This is a genomic window from Pseudomonas sp. FBCC-B1667 (genome assembly GCF_059133255.1).
Map to the genome: position 1 here is coordinate 1,302,069 of NZ_CP101437.1, position 19,637 is coordinate 1,321,705.

Below are 19,637 nucleotides of genomic sequence, written 5' to 3' on the forward strand. Positions count from 1 at the left end.
TCCGGCTACGCTGACTAACATGTCAGAAAATTCATCCTATGATTGGATGAAAGGGCGAATTCCATGTCAGACATTTCTCCGTTGACCAAGCGATCCTTGGTCGACCAAGCGCTGGACCAGCTACGCCTGCGCATCACGCAGGGCATCTGGGTCGTCGGCCAACGTCTACCCACCGAGCCGGAACTGGCGACCGAGCTGGGCATCAGCCGCAATACCGTGCGTGAAGCCATGCGCGTGTTGGCGTTTTCCGGATTGATCGAAATCCGTCAGGGCGACGGCAGCTACCTGCGGGCCGTCATCGATCCGCTGGACACCATGAAAGCGCTGTCCCGCTGCTCCCACGAGCAGGCGCGTGAGACGCGGCACATCCTTGAAGTCGAAGCCATCGGCCTCGCGGCACTGCGCCGAACAGATGAGGACCTGGTGGCCTTGCGCGAAGCGCTCGCCGTCAGCGGCAGCCATTACCACGGCGATCTCGACAGCTACATCGCCTGCGACCTGGTGTTCCACCGCCGTCTGGTGGATGCCGCGCACAACCCGACACTGAGCGAGTTGTACCGCTATTTCTCCAGCGTCGTCGGCGCGCAATTGCGCCAGACCCTGAACATCACTCCGCGACGCCAGGAAGTGTTCGACCTGCACATCGAACTGCTGGATGCCGTCGAGCAACGCGACCCGGAACGGGCCAAAGCCCTGTCGAGGCAGTTGATCAATGAACCTTGAAACCGAGAAATCCATGGCCACTGGCGATAGCAATCTCACGCAATCCAAGCGAACGGCGGACCTCGAAGAGTTGTTGATCGACGCCGAGGCCGATGACGAACACGTTCAGCAAACTCATCCGATCCTGCGCCGACCATGGCTGTTACTACTGGGCTTGATCCTGGTGGCGCTGAATTTGCGTCCAGCGCTATCGAGCATGGCACCCATGCTCAGCGAGATCTCGAAGACCCTTGGGTTGTCGGCAGCCAAGGCCGGATTGCTGACGACATTGCCGGTGCTCTGTCTCGGCCTTTTTGCCCCTTTGGCACCAGTGCTGGCGCGACGTTTTGGCGCCGAGCGAGTGGTGTTGGGGATTCTGCTGACACTGGCGGGCGGGATCATTTTGCGCAGTTCATTTGGCGAGATCGGCTTGTTTGCCGGTAGCGTGCTGGCGGGGGCGAGCATCGGTGTGATCGGTGTGTTGTTGCCGGGCATCGTCAAACGCGACTTCCCGAAGCAGGCCGGGACCATGACCGGTGTCTACACCATGGCGTTGTGCCTGGGCGCCGCGATGGCCGCCGGCGCGACAGTGCCGCTGAGTGAGCATTTCGATAAGAGCTGGGCCATGGGCCTGGGCTTCTGGGTGCTGCCGGCGTTAGTTGCGGCGATCTTCTGGCTGCCGCAAGTGGGTGGCCAGAAACATGGCGCGCACAACGTCGCTTACCGTGTTCGCGGACTGCTGCGTGATCCGCTTGCCTGGCAAGTGACGTTGTACATGGGCCTGCAATCGTCCCTGGCGTACATCGTATTCGGCTGGTTGCCGTCGATCCTGATCGGTCGGGGGCTGACACCGACCCAGGCCGGTCTGGTGCTGTCAGGATCGGTGATCGTCCAGCTGGCCAGTTCCCTCGCGGCGCCTTGGCTGGCGACACGCGGCAAGGACCAGCGACTGGCCATTGTAGTGGTGATGCTGATGACCCTCGGCGGCCTGTTCGGCTGTCTCTACGCACCGCTCGAAGGCCTGTGGGGCTGGGCAATTCTCCTCGGTCTGGGGCAGGGCGCTACCTTCAGCCTGGCGTTGACCCTGATCGTGTTGCGCTCGCGGGACTCGCATGTCGCGGCCAACCTGTCGAGCATGGCCCAGGGATTCGGTTACACCCTGGCCTCGATGGGGCCGTTCGCGGTCGGTATCGTGCATGACTGGACCGGCGGCTGGACGGCGCTGGGCTGGATCTTCGGCGTCATTGGCCTCGGCGCAATCGTGGCGGGTCTCGGCGCCGGACGTTCACTGTACGTGCAGGTGGTCAGCGAAAAGCTCTGAACTACAGGTAAACAACGTCCAGGGTCGCCGAACCGTCGAGTTGCACTTCGGTACTCAGGTCCAGCTCGGAGGTCGGCGCGATGACGGTTTCGACCGTCACCCGGCTGGTCAGGCTGCGGATGGCTATCGGGCCGGCGCTGCTGCCTGCGCTGTCAGTAAAACCGAGATAGCTTCGGGAGCCAATCGGGATGGCCTGGCTGTTCGACGGACTCCAGGCTTTGCCGCCCGTGGTGGAGTCGGTTCGATAGACCTGCGTCAGGTCGTCCACCACCATGCTGGCCGGATCGAAATTCAGCGAATACAAGCCGATTTTATTGTTGCTGTGATCATGGTTCAGGCCGTAGTAGATCTCGCTGTTGACGATGGCCGAGCCGTCGCGGTTGTCGTGCATCAGCAGGGCAAAACGCGTGGGCGCGTTGCACTGGATGTCGAGGTCGAGTGTCTGGGCGCGCAGTTGTGTGCGTTTGTCGACGCTCAGGTCCTGTCGGTAGATTTTTCCGTAGTCGACGAGGCCGCTGTTGGACAGCATCGGGGTGCAGGCGAGTGGGGTGATGAGGCCAGTGACCGTCAGGTCCGTCGACGAGCCAGCGAAGATGAGTGGCGGAGTCAGGACGATGAACGCCATCGTCAGCGTGTGCGCAATTGTTTTCATGGGAACGGTTTCGCTGTGTATGGGGCGCGGAATCAGTCCTTGCCCGAAGCAGGACCTCGGGCAAGGTCGGCTACGGGGTCATGGGTAGGCGATGGTGATGGTGGCCGAGCCGTCGAGCGCGACTTCGTTGATCAGGTCCAGTGAGTCGGCGCGGGCAATTTGAGTCGATACCCTAAGGTCGGCCAGCAGATCCTTGATGGCAATCGGTGTGGTCGGGCCCCCTACAGCGCCGAATGCCGAGAGCTGGTCAGGCGACACAAAGGGGCTGGCGAACCAGGTATTTCCATTGGTGGCGGACAACAATGGCTGGACGGCAACACCATCTGCAATCGGAGTCCTGATGCGTACAACGTAGCCGCCAAGCTTCTGGTCACCATTGATCAACCCCAGGCCGAAATCGTTGCTGTCATCACTCGTTCCGGACCTGTTATCGGTCGGTAATAACCTGAACGCGGTCGCTGCGTCACAGCTCACAGTGAGCTGCAAGGTCTGCCAAGGCAGTGTCGTGGGTTTGTCCTGATTCAAGTCTTTGGCTGAAAGCTTGCCATGATCGATGATACCGCCACTGGAAAGTGTCGGCGTGCACGCCGACGGCGTGATAACACCGGTCACCGTTAAATCAGTGCTCGAAGCCGCCAGTGCATAAGGTGCAACGCCCATCAGCGCAGTGGTGGAGAGTGCTGCAAAGTACTTTTTCATCATTGTTTACTCACTTCTTCGGTTGTGCCCTGACTGTCTCGAGGCGCTCAAGTGCGTCCGGACCCAGCAGGATCAGGTTGGGTGTTACAGGTAAATAATCTCGATCGTCCCGGCGCCATCGAGGTCGATGGCGCTGCTCAGGTCGAGGCTGTTAGTGGGGGCGATGACGGCGTCGACGGTCACCGTGGTGCTGAGGTTCTGGATCAGCGCCGGGCCGGCACCGCTGCCGACGTTGTCGGTGAACGCCAGGTAACGGCTTTTGCCGACGGCGACCGGGTTGGCGCTGCCGGTGCTCCAGGCCGAGCCGGCGGTGCTGGACTCGGTTCGATAGAGGCGGGCGAAGCCGTCGGCATGGACGTCGGCCGGGTCCACGCGCAGTGAAAAACGGCCAATCCTGTTGCCGCGGCTGTCCTTGCCCAGGCCGTAGTCAATCTCGCTGTCGAGCGTCGCCGAACCTGAGCGGTTGTCATGCATGATCAAGGCGAAGGACGTCGGCGCGTCGCAGCCGACCCTCAGCGTCAGCGGCTTGGGCGGCAGGCGTGTGTGCTCGTCCGCGTGCAGGTCTTTTTTCGACAGGGTGCCGAAGTCGACCACACCGCCGTTGGAGAGCACCGGTTCGCAGGCCGCGGGAGCGAAGCGGGCGCGCAACGTCGTCTCGCGGGTAAGTCCGGCGGCGTCGAATACCCCGAAGGCTTCCCAGGTCACCGCGTCACGCACCTGCATGCCGTGCTCTTGAACCCAGGCCGTCAGTTCAAGCTGCGCCGAGAAACGGCGTCCCTGTACCGACACGCCGGCCAGCACCGGGACGACCCCGTGCTCCGGACGCCAGATCAGGCTCGACGCCGTTTCTGTCGGCGGCTGTCCGATCCGGGCAATCAACCCGATATCGACCGATCGGCCATCGAGCACGGCATCGCGAATACGCACCTGATAGCTGCCGCGTTCGGCAAAGTGAAAGCGTCCGGCGGTCGCGGCCATCGCCCGGTAGAACAGGCTCATCTCGATGGGCTGCGCACAGCTCAAGGTCAGGCTGATAAGGCGTTCACCGAGGCTGCGCTCCGGTGCCGCATCAGGCCGTATCGCCCGGTTCATCAGCCCGTAATCGAGCACGGGCTGGCTCAGGTTGAACTGGCAGTTGTCCGTGGACGCCGAGGCGAATGGCGTGAATCCGCTCAATGCCAGGGCGGCCAGGGTCAATAGCGGGAAGCGAGTCAGGGTCATGAAGTCATCCTCACAGTGCTTGGCACTTGGCAGGAGCGGTTTCGTAGTACGCGTCGGCGTCGGCGACGGCGGGCAGTTCGAAGCGCAGTTCGCAGCGCTCGAGCCCCGGCGCGCTTATCCACAACGCCCGACGGTCCAGAGCGTTGGGTAAAAACACCAGGCCGCCGTCCTGCACCAGGGTCACGAACTCGCCCTCCGCGGTGTTCACGGAGGCACCGCGCGGCAGGGGCGCGCCGTTGGCGTTGGTGGCCTTGAGCAAGGCCCGACGGGTCATCGTGATGCCGAATTCAACGTTGTCGACGGCGCCGCGGCCGGCCGAAATAACCGCCAGCCCGTTGTGAATGTCGACGTTGCGCGGCAGGGTTTTGGTGTCGACTTCCACCGGGCTTTTGCCGTAAGCCGTCACTTGCGGAATCACCGCCTGACCTTGCCAGTCGGTCCACACCGGACCGCTAGGGGTCGATACTTTGATGGAACTCACATCACCGACCGACAACAACGCAAAGGTCTCGCTCACCGGGTACGGCGACAGCGTCACACCATCGCCGTGCAGCACCGCGCCACCGCGAGCGCTGGCCTGGTAGCTGGAGCGCTCGGCATCGGCGCGGGTGTAATTGAGATCGAGCTGGGTGTAGCGCGGCAGCAGCGACACGCCGGCCGTGGATTGCACCTGTCTATCGCCAGTGTCGTGTTCGACGCCAACCCGGTAACCCAGTTGATCGTTGACCCGTTCACTTAAGCCCACGCCGCTGCGCAATTCGCCGGCGGAACTGCGTACCCAGCTGCGCGCCCGGCGGTTTTCGCCCAGCGGAACGCTGAGGTTCAGGTAGACACTGTCATCGTTGCCGTTCGAACCGCTGAGCTGCCATTCGGCGGTCGCCGAGACGGACACGCCAGCAATGTTGGTGCCCCAGGATGCGAGTGCGCGGCTGCTGCTTTGGCCGTCGAACGAACTGGACCGGCTAAAGCCGCTGCTGAAAGCGCCGAGCCATGGATGCGACCAGGACAGGGCCGCGCTTTGCTGATCGCGGTAAAGGGATTGGCTGTTGTCGGACGTATTGGCAAACACCGCCTCTTCCAGTTCCCGGTACCCCGGGGTTCGGTAAGAACCGCCGGCATTGAGCGCCCACTGCTCGCTCAATCGATGCGAGACGCTCAGGTCAGCTTGCAGCCCCTGACTGGCGTGTCTGCCGCTGGCGTCAGCACCGATCAGCGTGGCTTGCAGCTGGGTGACAGGCGAGGGCAACAGGCCGACGCTGGTACCCGCCGCGCGATAGTCGGCTGCACCGGTCATGCCGGCGCTGAGCAACACCTGCGGGGTGAGCGCACCGCTCCACCCGCCGCTGATGACCCAGGGATCGCCACCCTGCGCGTCATCGACATTGCGCACCTGACCGGCGCCCAGCGAATAACCGGGCGCTGGCAGGCCGACCCCCAACATCGCGGCCGGCACGGTAAAGCTGCGCTCGCTGCCATCGGTCTCCTTGATCGTGACTTCCACGTCGGAGCGCGTGTTGAGCCGTCGCACGTTGCTGAGCGCGAACGGGCCGGCAGGTACCACCGTGGAGTGGATCAGTGAACCGTTTTGCCGAACCTCGACCAGGGCCTGACTGTTGGCGATCCCTTCAATGACTGCGTTTTGCCCTTCGACCTGCAGTGCTTGTTCATTCAGCACCTGTACGCCGGTGATCTGCGGACCGGCGAGCACTGGGTTGTAGAGGTTGATCTGACCCGCCTGCAGCACCGCTTCCTGGCTGGCGAAAGTACGCTGGGCGTAGGCCGCAATATGCGTCGTTGTGGACAGGTCGTCCTGCCAGGTCTGCACCTGACGGCTGCGCACGATCCAGTCACCGGCATTGAAGCCGAGTTCGGTGTTGGCCGAGGCGTAGCGGCTGGTGCTGGCGGCAGAACGGCTGTGCAAACCAGTGACGTCGTAGTTGATCAAACCGGCGATACCACCGGTTTGATAGCCGGAAAAATCCCGGGCACTGGGGCGTATCGCGTCGGTGGGCACGATCAACGACAGAGCAAGGCTCGCGGGATCGGGTTCGATGACGGTCTGCGAAGCGCTGCCAAGAAAATCGTGGCATGGGCCATCGTCCAGCAAACGATCGGGCACTGTCAGGTTCGCTGCATCGAGTAGCGCGCGATCGAAGCACAACGCACCTTCGCGATCGAACGTGATATCGACCCGGCCATGACGCTGGCCGTTGACGATCAGCGTGACCGGGTGGCGGCCGGCCGTGAACTGCGGCGCGAGCATCAGCAGCGTCGCCAGCGCCGGATCGATGCCGCGTTGCAGTAACGTGTCTTTGTCGAACGACGCCGGCATCGACACTTCACCGTAGGCGTCGAGCATCATCAGCACGTTGCTCAACAGCAACGCCAATGTGGTTCGCTGCCATGGATGAGGGCGAGCGCCATCCCGAATAACGGGCACGGCTTCGCCATCACGGTAATTCGATACTGTGTTCATGAGGATCACTTGGGTTATTGCGGCGTGCGCCTACTGGCACGCCTGTGGCAACGGCCAAGGGGCCGTCGCCTTGAAACATTGGCGCTCATCGTTCCTTGATGACGCCGTCAGAATGGTTCAGGACTGGATGGGCGCCTCGTAATGCGGCACTGCAAAGCCGTAGACCGTCGCCGGTTGAAAACGCACTTGCGTGGCGGGGCCCTCGTCGACCTTGATGCTGATGTGTTCACCGGGCAGCACGTAGGTTTTCGGCAGCATCACATTGCCCGCCGCCGGCAACAATTGCACTTCCTGGCCCAGGCGCACCACATAAGGCGTGTCGTTGCGCACGGTCAGTTGACCGTCCTTCAGCGACCATTTCAGGTCGGTCCACGGTGTGCGATTGGGCGCCAGGCCTTTGGGGTGCAGGATCACCGGCAAGTTTTGCCGCACCGTCACGCCGACACGGGCCTGACCTGCCTCGGCGGGCGCTTTGCCCTGGGGAATGCCTTCGAAGATCACCCGCTTCAAACGCTGCGTGAGCAGAGGTTTTTCCGTTTGCAAAATGAACCGCACCAATTGGGTTTTGCCCGCGTCGACGCGCGCCAGGGGGGGCGTCACGAACACCAGGGACTCACGATCTTCGGCAATGTCTTCGAGGGTGATGTGCATCAACGCCAGGTGGGTGTCGGTGTTGGTCACGGACACGGACGCTTCGCCGTCGGCCTCGTTGACGATGACCACCGAAGTGTTCGGCACCATGCCGTCCGCCTCGGCGTGTGCGGTCAGCAGCAGGGCAAATGCGCCGATGCCCGAATGGAACAAATGACGGGTGACTCTGGAAAACATCGTCATGACGTGTCTCGTTGAATGTTCAAAAAAATGGAGCCGGAAACACCGGTCGATCAGTAGTTCAACTGCACGGTGATGTGCCCGTCGATGGGGATCTCATCGGTCAGCGTCAGGTCATTGGCGCGCACGATGGTGGTGAACGCCGTGAGGCGTGCGCGCAAATCCTTGATAGCGATCGGTGTGCCAAGGTCATTCAAGGCCGCGAACGCGGTCCGGCCAGCGTGCCCCAGGTAGGAGGACACTCGCCAGGTGGCACCGTCGTTGAGGGAAATGATGGTTTTCACCGCCACCCCATCGGCCACCGTATCGAACAGACCCAGTGCAACGCTGCCCAGGTTCTGATCGTCGTTGATGGCGCCCAGCCCGTGGCTATTGGGGTGGAAGGCGGAAGTGCCCGAGCGGTTGTCGATCGTTGTCAGAGTAAATGGCGTGGCGCCACCGCAATTCACCTGCAGATACAGCGTGCCGTTTTCCAGGGCCGTGGGCTGGTCCGGCCTCAGGTCTTTCACCGTGACTTTGCCGTGGTCGACGATGCCGCCGCCGGACAGGCTGGGTGTGCAGGCGCTGGGGGTGATCAGGCCGGTGACGCTCAATTCTGTGCTGCTGGAGGCGAAGGCCGCAGGGGCGCAGGCGATCAGCAGTGGGGTCCATAGAGCGAGGGAGCATCTGTCCATGATGGGTCGTCCTTTGAGTAAGCGGGCAACGTTGAGTACCGGGTGTTGCCCGTTGTTGACGGAGGGCTACAGGTACTTGATCTGGAGGGTTGCGGAGCCGTCGAGTGTGACTTCATCGGTCAGGGTCAGGCTGTTGGTGGGGGCGATACCGGTACGCACACGTAACTCAAGGCTCAAATCCTTCATCGCGATTGGAGCAACGTCGGCGCCCAGAGCACCGACACTCCAGATGTTGTTGACCCCCCAGAATGCTGTCGACCCTTCCTTGAGCCAGGTCTCGCCGCCATCCGTGGAGAGAATGGCTTGAGCATGGGTAGCGTCCGCCATCACATTGCGCGGAATAACGCGAAAGTGGCCCAGCTTTTCGTTGGTATTGATCAGCCCCAGGCCAAAGTAATTACCCGAAGTGCCTGTGCCTGCACGGTTATCAATCGGGTTTATGGCAAACGACGTAGCGGCATCGCAGCTCACTGTCATTGGCATGATTATTTCAGGCAAGTAAGTGTGTGTGTCGGCATTGAGGTCTTGCACGGAAAACTTGCCGTGATCGGCGATGCCGCCACCGGCCAGTACGGGTGTGCATGCATTCGGAGTGATCAGGCCTTTTACAGTCAGGTCCGTGCTGGAGGCGGCGAAAGCGGATGAGACACCGGTCAGCAGCAAAGCAGCGGTCAGGAGGGATAAACGTGTGTTCATGTGCTGGCTCTTCCTTGATGAAAGATTGTTGGGTAATTGCCCTGTACGGACAGGGCGCAATCTATCGGTCGACGTAGCCTGGCGGAATGCAACTAATACGAAAACGGAGGGGCTGGTGTATGAAAGAGCGTTGCAGGCTACAAATCGCTCGCCTGCGTCGCGTTGTCTGTAAGCCTTCGGTGTGGCCGATGTCGCTTGAAAATGTAGGGCGGTTCTTTTTGTTCCATAGGAGAAAGACCAGCCCCCCGATTACATTGGGTGAGGTGGTGTGACGCTCGGGATGGGGCGTTGTGGTAGGACCCGGATAGCGCTATTTTTCGCGCATTCCGGCCACCAAACAGGATTATTCCGACAATGCGCGTAATCATTGCTGACGACCATCCGGTCGTTCGTATCGGCATGCGAATGCTCGTCGATCTGAACCGGACATGCGTGGTGGTAGGGGAGGCGGATGGTCCCGACAGTCTGTTGAGTCTGCTGTGCACGACGCCTTGTGATCTGTTGATCACCGACTTTTGCATGCCGGGCAACTTGCAGGCCGATGGGTTGAAAATGCTGAGCCGGGTGCGACGTGGCTACCCGACGATGCCGATCATTCTGGTCACCATGTTTGCCAGCGTCACCACGCTGAGGGCGGCGTTCGCACTGGGCGTGGTGGCGATCATCGACAAAGGCGCGTCGACAAAGGAACTGCCCCAGGCGATCAAGTCGGTGGCTGATGGGCGCCGTTACGTCAGCGAATCGTTGCGCACCGCACTGCTTCAGGCAGACGCGCAGGGTCAGTCGAGTTCTGCTGTGCTTTCGGCAAAAGAGCACGAGGTGGTCAGAATGCTCGCCAGTGGCATGACCGTCAGTGAGATCGCAGGGCACTTCAAACGCAGCGTTTCGACTATCAGCAAACAGAAAAGCATGGCGATGCAGCGGCTCGGCATTTCCACGGATGTGGACCTTTTTGCCTATGCCCGTGAGAGTGGCATGGTGCATTAGGTTCGCAACGCACTCGGGCAGTCCCGATATTCCCGCCGCGAATGCCCATGGTCTTCCCCATGTTTGCAGACTATCGTGCAGGCAATTCTTGAAACGTCCGGAGCTTGCCCATGAGTGATGCCCACAACGCCTTGATCACCCGGTTCTATGAGGCCTTCCAGCGCCTGGATGCCGAAGCCATGAGCGCCTGCTACACCGACGATGTGGTGTTCAGCGATCCGGCATTCGGCGAATTGCGCGGTCGTGATGCCGGCGACATGTGGCGCATGCTCACCACGCGGGCCAAGGACTTTTCCCTGACCTTCGACAACGTGCGGGCCGACGAGCGTACCGGTGGCGCTCACTGGGTCGCCACGTATCTGTTCAGCCAGACCGGCAACATTGTGGTCAACGACATTCAGGCACGCTTCGTGTTTCGCGACGGCAAGATTTGCGAGCACCATGACAGCTTCGATCTGTGGTCCTGGTCGCGGCAGGCGCTGGGTTTCAAAGGGCTGATTCTGGGCTGGACGCCTCAGGTCAGAAACGCCGTTCGTGCTCAAGCCCTGAAGGGGCTGAAGGCATTCCAGGCCAGTCGCTGATAAGATTGCGGCTTGTTTCCTACAAGCCTTGATCGTCACATGAGCGCCCTCAGCGAATCTTCCGACATTGCCGCCGACTCCGTGCTGCCCGTCAGCAAACCCTGGTTTGTCTACCTCGTTCGCGCAGCCAACGGTTCGCTCTACTGCGGCATCAGCGACGACCCCGTGCGCCGTTTCGCTACTCACCAGAGCGGCAAGGGCGCGCGGTTTTTCCTCTCCAGCCCGGCCGTGGCGCTCGTCTACACAGAAGCCTGTCGCGATAAAAGCGACGCGTTGCGCCAGGAACGGTTGATCAAAAAACTCAGGAAAAGCGCCAAGGAATGTCTGGTCGCGAGCGCCGCTGTGGGCTTATCAACCTGACTGATACGTTCCTATCAGGCAGACCCGTAGGCCGCTTGTTGATTGCGCGCTAAGCTGCGAATTCCTTATCCGTGCGACGGAGCCGAGCATGTCCGAGTTGATTCTTCATCATTACCCAACGTCCCCTTTTGCCGAAAAAGCTCGCCTGCTGTTGGGCTTCAAGGGCTTGTCCTGGCGCTCAGTGCACATCTCGCCAGTGATGCCAAAACCCGATCTGACGGCGCTGACCGGTGGCTACCGCAGGACGCCAGTGTTGCAGATCGGCGCGGATATCTATTGCGACACGTCGCTGATCGCTCGCCGCCTGGAGCAGGAAAAAGCCTTGCCGGCGTTTTTCCCGGAAGGTCAGGAAATGATTGCCGCGACCTTTGCGGCCTGGGCTGATTCGGTGGTGTTCCAGCACGCGGTCAGCCTGGTCTTTCAGCCGGAATCGATAGCCGTGCGCTTTGGCAAGTTGTCGCCGGAAGCGATCAAGGCGTTCCTCGCCGACCGCGCCGGGCTGTTCAGTGGTGGCAGCGCGACCAGGCTGTCCTCCGAGCAGGCAAAACATCAATGGCCGACGATCATGGCGCGTCTGGAGCAGCAGCTGCAGCGCGAACAGGGTGATTTCCTGTTTGGCGAGCCGTCGATTGCCGACTTCGCCTTGGCCCATCCGTTGTGGTTTCTCAAGGCGACGCCGGTGACATCGCCGTGGGTGGATGCCTATCCGGCTGTGTCAGCCTGGTTTGGGCGGGTGATGGGCTTTGGGCATGGTGCGTCCAGCGAGATGACATCCGCGGAGGCGTTGGAAGTGGCGCGCAATGCCACGCCAGCGGCGTTGCCCGATGAGCCGTTCGCAGAGCCGAACGGGTTTGAGCCTGGCGAGCAGGTAAAAATCGCGGCCATCGATTACGGGGTTGATCCCGTGGCGGGCGAGTTGCTGTTTGCGGGCAGCGAGGAATTGATCCTGCGCCGAGAGGACGAACGCGGCGGTGTGGTGCATGTGCATTTTCCGCGCTTTGGATTCCGCATCGAAAAACATTGACGTACACATTGTGGGAGCGAGCTCGCTCCCACAGTTATTTCAGGGCTGCGAGGATTGCGTCCGGGTCATACCCGCGAATCAACGTCCCGTTCACATCGATGATCGGAATCCCGCCGCCACCCAGCGCCTCATACGCCTTGCGCGCCTCGGCATCCTTCTCGATATCGAATTCCTTGTACGGAATGCCTTTCTGATCGAGAAAACGCCGGGTCAATTTGCAATAGCCGCACCAGTCGGTGGCGTAGAGCACGACGCTGGCCTTGGCCTGAGTCTGCTCCGACACGACCTGTGAAGGGTTGAACACCCGCTCGATCTTGCCCCAGTTCTGATAAACCACGATCACCAGCAGGATCAGCAGGAATTTCTTGAGTACGCTGCCGAGCATCAGTTGCGTCGCTTGAGCTGGTCGGTCAGTTGCGTCGGCAAGCCTTTGATGATCAGCGTGCCGGCTTCTTCGTCGTACTCGATCTTCGAGCCCAGCAGGTGCGCTTCAAAGCTGATGGACAGGCCTTCCGCACGGCCGGTGAAGCGACGGAATTGATTCAGGGTGCGTTTGTCTGCCGGGATTTCCGGGGACAAGCCGTAGTCCTTGTTGCGGATGTGATCGTAGAACGCTTTCGGGCGTTCTTCGTCGATCAGCTCCGAGAGCTCTTCCAGGCCCATCGGTTCGCCGAGCTTGGCCTGGCTGCTGGCGTAATCGACCAGGGTCTTGGTCTTTTCGCGGGCGGACTCTTCGGGCAAATCTTCGCTTTCCACGAAGTCACTGAACGCCTTGAGCAGGGTGCGGGTTTCGCCCGGGCCGTCGACGCCTTCCTGGCAGCCGATGAAATCGCGGAAATACTCCGACACCTTTTTTCCGTTCTTGCCTTTGATGAAGGAAATGTACTGCTTGGACTGTTTGTTGTTCTGCCATTCGGACACATTGATCCGCGCGGCCAGGTGCAGTTGGCCCAGGTCCAGGTGCCGGGACGGGGTTACGTCCAGCTGATCGGTCACTGCAACGCCTTCGCTGTGGTGCAGGAGCGCAATCGCCAGGTAATCGGTCATGCCCTGCTGGTAATGCGCGAACAGCACGTGGCCGCCCACCGAGAGGTTCGACTCTTCCATCAGCTTTTGCAGATGTTCCACCGCCACCCGGCTGAACGCCGTGAAGTCCTTGCCGCCCTCGAAGTATTCCTTCAGCCAGCCGCTGAACGGGTGCGCGCCGGATTCGGCATGGAAGAAACCCCAGGCCTTGCCTTGTTTGGCGTTGTAGCTCTCATTGAGGTCGGCAAGCATGTTCTCGATAGCGCTCGACTCGGCGAGTTCAGAGTCGCGGGCGTGAAGAACTGCAGGTGTGCCGTCGGGTTTTTTGTCGATCAGGTGGACGATGCAATGACGGATCGGCATGGGCTTCTCGGCTGATTGAAGAGAGGAGGGCGTACTCCCCCGAAAAAGTGCCAAGTGTACCGCAACCACTGGTTTTGGCGCGGCATGAAGGGCAAATCCGGAGCGACCGGTGGCGCTTATGCGTTTTTTTCCCGTTTTAGAGTAATAAAGCTGACCAAATGGGTAGCTAGAGGCGGATATTTCCCCGTCTCTGTGCTAGTTTTGCCCCGTCTTGCGCGAAGTCACTGCGTTAAGCGTGCATTCAGCATTTGTCAGGTCGAACCAAACCCTGATTTCGGTATCTATAACCCCGATCCAGTGGTTATTGGCCGAGGGTGCCAGATCCAGAAGATCGGGCTCGATGGCTGACACTGCACTCTGCAATCCATATGAATTTGATAGGGAAGGAACACTACATGGCTCTTACTAAAGACCAACTGATCGCCGACATCGCTGAAGCTATCGACGCGCCAAAAACCACCGCGCGTAACGCTCTGGACCAACTGGGCCAAATCGTTGCTGATCAGCTGGAAAACGGCGGCGAAATCACTCTGCCAGGTATCGGCAAACTGAAAGTGACTGAGCGTCCTGCCCGTACTGGCCGTAACCCTTCGACTGGCGCTGCCATCGAAATCGCTGCCAAGAAAGTTATCAAGCTGGTTGTGGCCAAAGGCCTGACCGACGCTGTTAACAAGTAAGACGCAGTAAAAAAAGCCGTGCTCCGGAGCAATCCGGGCACGGCTTTTTTGTGGCTGTGATATGCCGCGAACACCGCTAAACCCATATGGGAGCGGGCTTGCTCCCACATTTGATTTGTGACGGTCAGGTAATCAGCTTTTTTTAACCCAGCGCTCGCGCCAGACCTGCTGCTCGGATTTGGTCTGGAAGGTCCAGGCAACGAAGCGGCTCTGTTTCTGACCCTGGGACATCTCTACCACCTGGCTTTCCAGGACGCCGGCCTTTTTCAACGCTGTCTGGATCGCAGGCAAGTTAGAGGCCTTCGACACCAAAGTGCTGAACCACAACACTTTGTGCTGGAAGCTCGCACTTTCGGCGATCAATTGCGTCACAAACCGCGCTTCGCCGCCTTCACACCACAGCTCTGCCGATTGACCGCCGAAGTTCAGCACCGGCAATTTACGTTTTGGGTCGGCACGGCCCAGAGCGCGCCATTTGCGCTCGCTGCCCTTGGTCGCTTCGTCCATCGAGGCGTGGAACGGCGGGTTGCACATCGTCAGGTCAAAGCGTTCTCCCGGCTCCAGCAAGCCCAACAGGATGTGCTTGGGATTGCTTTGCTGACGCAACTGGATGGCTTTGTTCAGTCCATTTGATTGCACGATGGCTTTGGCGGCGGCCACGGCTGTCGGGTCGATTTCCGAACCGAGGAAGTGCCAGCGGTAATCGCTATAGCCGATCAATGGATAGACGCAGTTGGCGCCCATGCCGATGTCGAGCACCTTGACCGGCGCACCGCGAGGGATTTCACCGTCATTGACGCTGGCCAGCAGGTCGGCGAGGAAGTGCACGTAGTCGGCACGCCCCGGAACCGGCGGGCAAAGGTAATCAGCGGGGATGTCCCAATGGGCGATGCCGTAAAACGACTTGAGCAACGCTCGGTTGAACACACGTACCGCATCCGGGCTGGCGAAGTCGATGCTTTCCTTGCCATACGGGTTGATGATCACGAACTTCGCCAGTTCCGGCGTGGTTTTGATCAGTGCCGGGAAGTCGTAACGACCCTGATGGCGGTTGCGCGGGTGCAGGCTGGCCTTTTCACGCGGTTCCACGGCTTTGGCCGGGGTGGCGGTGTCAGGCTTTTTGCGCGCAGGTCTTGGTGTGCGGGGGGCGTTCATGGGCGTTGTCGATTCGGGTATGGCTAAAAGTGGCGGGTATTGTCCCACATCGGCTCGGTATTGATGACAAAAGTGCGGACAACGCCGATCAAGTGTGAAAGCTGGCCTGCTCGCGACGGCGGGGTGTCAGTCGACATCAATGTTGAATGTCACGCCGCCTTCGCGAGCCAGCCCGCTCCCACAGGGGATTTGAGGTATTGGGAGGACAGGGGCAGGCACAAAAAAGGGACGCCATTGCGGCCTCCCTTTTTCATCGCGATGTGCCGTTACAGACTGGCAATTCGCGCGTGCTGCTCGGCCAACTTGCCCAAAGCCTGTTCGGCTTCGGCCAGTTTGGCGCGTTCTTTCTCGATGACTTCAGCCGGGGCCTTGTCGACGAAACCGGCGTTGGACAGCTTGCCGCCCACTCGCTGAACTTCGCCCTGCAGACGCAGGATTTCCTTGTCCAGGCGGGCCAATTCGGCGTCCTTGTCGATCAGGCCGGCCATCGGCACCAGCACTTCCATCTCGCCCACCAGTGCCGTGGCGGACAGCGGCGCTTCTTCGCCGGCAGCCAGCACAGTGATCGATTCGAGGCGAGCCAGCTTCTTCAGCAGAGCTTCGTTCTCGGTGAGGCGGCGCTGGTCTTCGGCGCTGACATTCTTCAGGAAGATCGGCAGCGGCTTGCCAGGACCAATGTTCATTTCGCCACGGATGTTGCGCGTGCCGAGCATCAGTTCCTTGAGCCATTCGATGTCGTTTTCGGCGGCCGGATCAATGCGCTCTTCATTGGCCACTGGCCAAGGTTGCAGCATGATCGTCTTGCCCTGAATACCGGCCAGCGGCGCAATGCGCTGCCAGATTTCTTCGGTGATGAACGGCATGAACGGGTGCGCCAGGCGCAGCGCGACTTCCAACACCCGGACCAGGGTGCGGCGGGTGCCGCGCTGACGCTCAACCGGGGCGTTTTCGTCCCACAGCACAGGCTTGGACAGTTCCAGGTACCAGTCGCAATACTGGTTCCAAATGAACTCGTACAAGGCTTGTGCCGCCAGGTCGAAGCGGAACTGGTCAAGCTGACGAGTGACTTCGGCTTCGGTGCGTTGCAGCTGCGAGATAATCCAGCGATCCGCCAGGGACAGTTCGTAGGCTTCGCCGTTCTGGCCGCAGTCTTCACCCTTGTCCAGAACATAACGCGCGGCGTTCCAGATTTTGTTGCAGAAGTTGCGATAGCCTTCGACGCGGCCCATGTCGAACTTGATGTCACGGCCGGTGGACGCCAGCGAGCAGAAGGTGAAACGCAGGGCGTCGGTGCCATAACTGGCGATACCGTCGGCGAACTCGTCGCGGGTCTGCTTCTCGATTTTCTTCGCCAGTTTCGGTTGCATCAGGCCGGAGGTGCGTTTCTGTACCAGCTCTTCCAGTTCGATACCGTCGATGATGTCCAGCGGGTCCAGGACGTTGCCCTTGGACTTGGACATTTTCTGGCCCTGGCCATCGCGCACCAGGCCGTGCACATAAACGGTCTTGAACGGAACCTGCGGCGTGCCGTCTTCGTTCTTCACCAGATGCATGGTGAGCATGATCATCCGGGCAACCCAGAAGAAAATGATGTCGAAACCGGTTACCAGCACGTCGGTGGAGTGGAATTTCTTCAGAAACTCAGTCTGCTCAGGCCAGCCGAGCGTGGAGAAGGTCCACAGGCCCGAACTGAACCAGGTGTCGAGAACGTCGTTGTCCTGTTGCAGTGCCACGTCTGGACCGAGATTGTTCTTGCTGCGTACTTCGGCTTCGTCGCGACCGACGTAGACTTTGCCCGACTCGTCGTACCAGGCCGGAATCCGGTGGCCCCACCACAACTGACGGCTGATGCACCAATCCTGGATGTCGCGCATCCACGAGAAGTACATGTTTTCGTATTGCTTTGGCACGAACTGGATGCGGCCATCTTCAACGGCAGCAATCGCTGGCTCGGCCAATGGCTTTGTCGAAACGTACCACTGGTCGGTCAGCCACGGCTCGATGATCGTGCCGGAGCGGTCGCCTTTCGGCACTTTCAGGGCGTGATCGTTGACGCTGACCAGCAGGCCTGCAGCGTCAAATGCAGCCACGATTTGCTTGCGGGCTTCGAAGCGGTCGAGGCCGGCGTATTCGGCCGGGATCTTGCCATCGATGCTTTCGTTCAGCGTGCCGTCGAGGTTGAACACCTGGCAGGCCGGCAGTACGGCCGCGTTTTTGTCGAAGATGTTCAGCAGTGGCAGGTTGTGGCGTTTGCCGACTTCGTAGTCGTTGAAGTCGTGGGCCGGGGTGATTTTCACGCAGCCGGTGCCGAATTCAGGGTCGCAGTAATCGTCCGCGATGATCGGGATGCGGCGGCCGACCAGCGGCAGCTCGACAAATTTTCCGATCAAAGCTTTGTAGCGTTCGTCGTTCGGGTTAACCGCGACGGCGGAGTCGCCGAGCATGGTTTCCGGGCGAGTGGTCGCGACGATCAGGAAATCATCGCCGTCCGCGGTTCTTACGCCGTCGGCCAGCGGGTACTTCAGGTTCCACAAAAAGCCTTTCTCGTCGTGGTTTTCCACTTCAAGGTCGGAAATCGCCGTGTGCAGCTTGGTATCCCAATTGACCAGGCGCTTGCCGCGGTAGATCAGGCCATCTTCATGCAGGCGCACGAAGGCTTCTTTTACGGATTCCGAGAGGCCGTCATCCATGGTGAAGCGCTCACGGCTCCAGTCTACGGACGAGCCGAGGCGACGGATCTGACGGCTGATGTTGCCGCCGGACTCATCCTTCCATTCCCAGATTTTCTCGAGAAATTTCTCGCGCCCCAGGTCGTGGCGGCTCTGGCCCTTGGCTTCGAGTTGACGTTCCACGAGCATCTGCGTGGCAATGCCAGCGTGGTCGGTACCCGGCTGCCACAGGGTGTTGCGACCCTGCATGCGGCGGAAACGGATCAGGGCGTCCATGATCGCGTTGTTGAAGCCGTGGCCCATGTGCAGGCTGCCGGTGACGTTCGGCGGCGGGATCATGATGGTGTAGGACTCGCCCGCGCCTTGCGGGGCGAAGTAATTCTCAGACTCCCAGGTGTTGTACCAGGAAGTTTCAATGGCGTGCGGCTGGTAGGTCTTATCCATGCGCGGCGGGACCCTATTGGCATTTATTCAGGAAAAGCCGGCAAGTATAGCGGGGCATGGGGCGCAGGGCGAGCAGGTGCGGACAGGGCGCAGTCAAATCCAGCGCTGATCTACTGTGGGAGCGAGCTTGCTCGCGATGGCGGTCGGTCGGTCAACATGGATGTTGAAGGTTATGGCCTCATCGCGAGCAAGCTCGCTCCCACAGGGATTTGGGGGGATTCTGGTTATTCGTATTGGCTGAGAAGCCGCTCCATCCGCGCTTCGAGGCGGCGTTTGATTTCGGTCTCGATGTGCGGAGCGAAGTCGTCGATCACGTCTTGCATGATCAGCATCGCAGCAGCGCGCAGTTCGCTGTCCAGATGCAGCAGGGCGTCGGGGCCTTTGCTGGTGTTCGGCGAGGGTTGCGTGGCGGGGGCGGGCGGGGGCGTCGGTTCGACCGACTGCGGCGCATTGCCGACAGACTCGAACAACATGGGAATCTGTTCCTGATCACCGTCGATGACCGTGTCGGTCAATAGCGGTGGTTGCAGGTTGTCATCGCCGAGCAATTGGCGGATCGACTCGAGGTCGTCCAGCAGATGAGCGGACTTTTGTTGCGGTTTTGGAGTGTCCATCGGAATGCTCAGAGTCGCTGTAAACGGTGATCTTGCAGAGGATAGCCCTGTTCGCGGTAGAAACGGAAACTCTCCCGCGCAGCCGCACGAATCGTCGGATCTTCCACCACCACTTCTGCCACGCGGGCGAATTTGTTGGCGAATGCCGGCACTTTCAGGTCGAGATTGACCAGCAGATCCTGGTGCAGGCCGCAGTCATCACCGAGCCCCAGCACGATCAAACTGTCCGGTTCACTGTCGGCGGGGCCATGCGGTATAAAACTTTCGCCCTTGAACGCCCAAAGGCGCGCATTGAGATCCTCACGCTGAGCGGCATCGCTGCAATGCAGGTAAATGCGGTGGCCCATGCGCCAGGCTTTTTCAGTGAGCTTGCAGGCAAAATCCAGCCGTGCCGAAGGATCGGCGCTGGGCAGGATATAGAAGTCGACTTTGGTCATTGCGGTTCCTGAGCCAGGCACGGCGCTG

The 19,637-nt window shown here is 60.4% G+C and carries 20 protein-coding genes; 7 read left to right on the forward strand and 13 right to left on the reverse strand.

Annotated features, from left to right (window positions below):
- The first annotated feature begins 63 nt into the window (after window positions 1-63).
- A complete protein-coding gene (locus tag NL116_RS05685) occupies window positions 64-723 on the forward strand; it encodes a FadR/GntR family transcriptional regulator (RefSeq protein ID WP_494376359.1) in 660 nt (219 codons plus the stop codon).
- Window positions 713-2,023 carry a CynX/NimT family MFS transporter gene (locus NL116_RS05690; protein WP_494376360.1) on the forward strand — a complete coding sequence of 437 codons (1,311 nt, stop codon included), beginning with the start codon at window positions 713-715 and terminating at the stop codon, window positions 2,021-2,023. The genes NL116_RS05685 and NL116_RS05690 overlap by 11 nt, the downstream gene beginning before the upstream one ends.
- A 1-nt stretch (window position 2,024) precedes the next feature.
- Here NL116_RS05690 and NL116_RS05695 read toward each other — a convergent pair whose 3' ends face one another.
- The 7 genes from NL116_RS05695 to NL116_RS05725 form a co-directional block, all read right to left on the reverse strand.
- A complete protein-coding gene (locus tag NL116_RS05695) occupies window positions 2,025-2,675 on the reverse strand; it encodes a DUF1120 domain-containing protein (RefSeq protein ID WP_494376361.1) in 651 nt (216 codons plus the stop codon).
- A gap of 78 nt (window positions 2,676-2,753) precedes the next feature.
- Window positions 2,754-3,377: a DUF1120 domain-containing protein gene (locus NL116_RS05700; RefSeq protein ID WP_494376362.1), complete on the reverse strand. Its 624-nt coding sequence runs from the start codon at window positions 3,375-3,377 to the stop codon at window positions 2,754-2,756.
- Window positions 3,378-3,458: 81 nt separating this feature from the next.
- Window positions 3,459-4,595, reverse strand: coding sequence for a DUF1120 domain-containing protein (locus NL116_RS05705; protein WP_494376363.1), 1,137 nt, complete (start codon window positions 4,593-4,595; stop codon window positions 3,459-3,461).
- A 10-nt stretch (window positions 4,596-4,605) separates the two neighbouring features.
- The gene (locus tag NL116_RS05710; RefSeq protein ID WP_494376364.1) at window positions 4,606-7,071 is read right to left on the reverse strand and encodes a fimbria/pilus outer membrane usher protein; all 2,466 of its coding nucleotides are present in this window, start codon (window positions 7,069-7,071) and stop codon (window positions 4,606-4,608) included.
- 117 nt (window positions 7,072-7,188) lie between these two features.
- Window positions 7,189-7,905, reverse strand: a complete 717-nt coding sequence (locus tag NL116_RS05715; RefSeq protein ID WP_494376365.1) for a fimbria/pilus chaperone family protein — start codon at window positions 7,903-7,905, stop codon at window positions 7,189-7,191.
- A gap of 50 nt (window positions 7,906-7,955) precedes the next feature.
- A complete protein-coding gene (locus tag NL116_RS05720; protein ID WP_494376366.1) occupies window positions 7,956-8,576 on the reverse strand; it encodes a DUF1120 domain-containing protein in 621 nt (206 codons plus the stop codon).
- A 66-nt stretch (window positions 8,577-8,642) separates the two neighbouring features.
- Complete coding sequence (locus NL116_RS05725; protein WP_494376367.1) at window positions 8,643-9,272, reverse strand: DUF1120 domain-containing protein; 630 nt, start codon at window positions 9,270-9,272, stop codon at window positions 8,643-8,645.
- A 354-nt stretch (window positions 9,273-9,626) separates the two neighbouring features.
- On the opposite strand from NL116_RS05725, the gene NL116_RS05730 reads away from it, so the two are divergent.
- The 4 genes from NL116_RS05730 to NL116_RS05745 all read left to right on the forward strand — a co-directional run bounded on the left by NL116_RS05730 (window position 9,627) and on the right by NL116_RS05745 (window position 12,224).
- Window positions 9,627-10,259, forward strand: a complete 633-nt coding sequence (locus NL116_RS05730) for a response regulator (RefSeq protein WP_494376368.1) — start codon at window positions 9,627-9,629, stop codon at window positions 10,257-10,259.
- Window positions 10,260-10,369: 110 nt separating this feature from the next.
- Complete coding sequence (locus tag NL116_RS05735; protein WP_494376369.1) at window positions 10,370-10,840, forward strand: nuclear transport factor 2 family protein; 471 nt, start codon at window positions 10,370-10,372, stop codon at window positions 10,838-10,840.
- Window positions 10,841-10,879: 39 nt separating this feature from the next.
- Window positions 10,880-11,200, forward strand: a complete 321-nt coding sequence (locus NL116_RS05740; protein WP_494376370.1) for a GIY-YIG nuclease family protein — start codon at window positions 10,880-10,882, stop codon at window positions 11,198-11,200.
- Window positions 11,201-11,288: 88 nt separating this feature from the next.
- Complete coding sequence (locus NL116_RS05745) at window positions 11,289-12,224, forward strand: glutathione S-transferase family protein (RefSeq protein WP_494376371.1); 936 nt, start codon at window positions 11,289-11,291, stop codon at window positions 12,222-12,224.
- A 34-nt stretch (window positions 12,225-12,258) separates the two neighbouring features.
- Here the strand turns inward: NL116_RS05745 and NL116_RS05750 are convergent, their stop codons facing one another.
- Window positions 12,259-12,609 (reverse strand): glutaredoxin family protein, encoded by a 351-nt coding sequence (locus tag NL116_RS05750; protein ID WP_494376372.1) that lies wholly within the window; start codon window positions 12,607-12,609, stop codon window positions 12,259-12,261.
- A complete protein-coding gene (gene yejK / locus NL116_RS05755; RefSeq protein ID WP_007944833.1) occupies window positions 12,609-13,613 on the reverse strand; it encodes a nucleoid-associated protein YejK in 1,005 nt (334 codons plus the stop codon). The genes NL116_RS05750 and yejK overlap by 1 nt, the downstream gene beginning before the upstream one ends.
- 395 nt (window positions 13,614-14,008) lie before the next feature.
- Between yejK and NL116_RS05760 the strand changes: the two genes are divergently transcribed.
- Entirely contained in the window at window positions 14,009-14,290 is a 282-nt protein-coding gene (locus NL116_RS05760; protein WP_007905514.1) for an HU family DNA-binding protein, read from the forward strand.
- A gap of 132 nt (window positions 14,291-14,422) precedes the next feature.
- On the opposite strand, the gene rlmF is transcribed toward NL116_RS05760, so the two are convergent.
- From rlmF to NL116_RS05780, 4 genes are all read right to left on the reverse strand, one after another.
- Window positions 14,423-15,445 carry a 23S rRNA (adenine(1618)-N(6))-methyltransferase RlmF gene (rlmF, locus tag NL116_RS05765; RefSeq protein WP_494376373.1) on the reverse strand — a complete coding sequence of 341 codons (1,023 nt, stop codon included), beginning with the start codon at window positions 15,443-15,445 and terminating at the stop codon, window positions 14,423-14,425.
- Window positions 15,446-15,711: 266 nt separating this feature from the next.
- Window positions 15,712-18,558 carry a valine--tRNA ligase gene (locus NL116_RS05770; protein WP_494376374.1) on the reverse strand — a complete coding sequence of 949 codons (2,847 nt, stop codon included), beginning with the start codon at window positions 18,556-18,558 and terminating at the stop codon, window positions 15,712-15,714.
- Window positions 18,559-18,782: 224 nt separating this feature from the next.
- The gene (locus NL116_RS05775; protein ID WP_494376375.1) at window positions 18,783-19,172 is read right to left on the reverse strand and encodes a DNA polymerase III subunit chi; all 390 of its coding nucleotides are present in this window, start codon (window positions 19,170-19,172) and stop codon (window positions 18,783-18,785) included.
- Between the two features lie 8 nt (window positions 19,173-19,180).
- Complete coding sequence (locus NL116_RS05780; RefSeq protein WP_494376376.1) at window positions 19,181-19,609, reverse strand: DNA polymerase III subunit chi; 429 nt, start codon at window positions 19,607-19,609, stop codon at window positions 19,181-19,183.
- Window positions 19,610-19,637 lie beyond the last annotated feature (28 nt).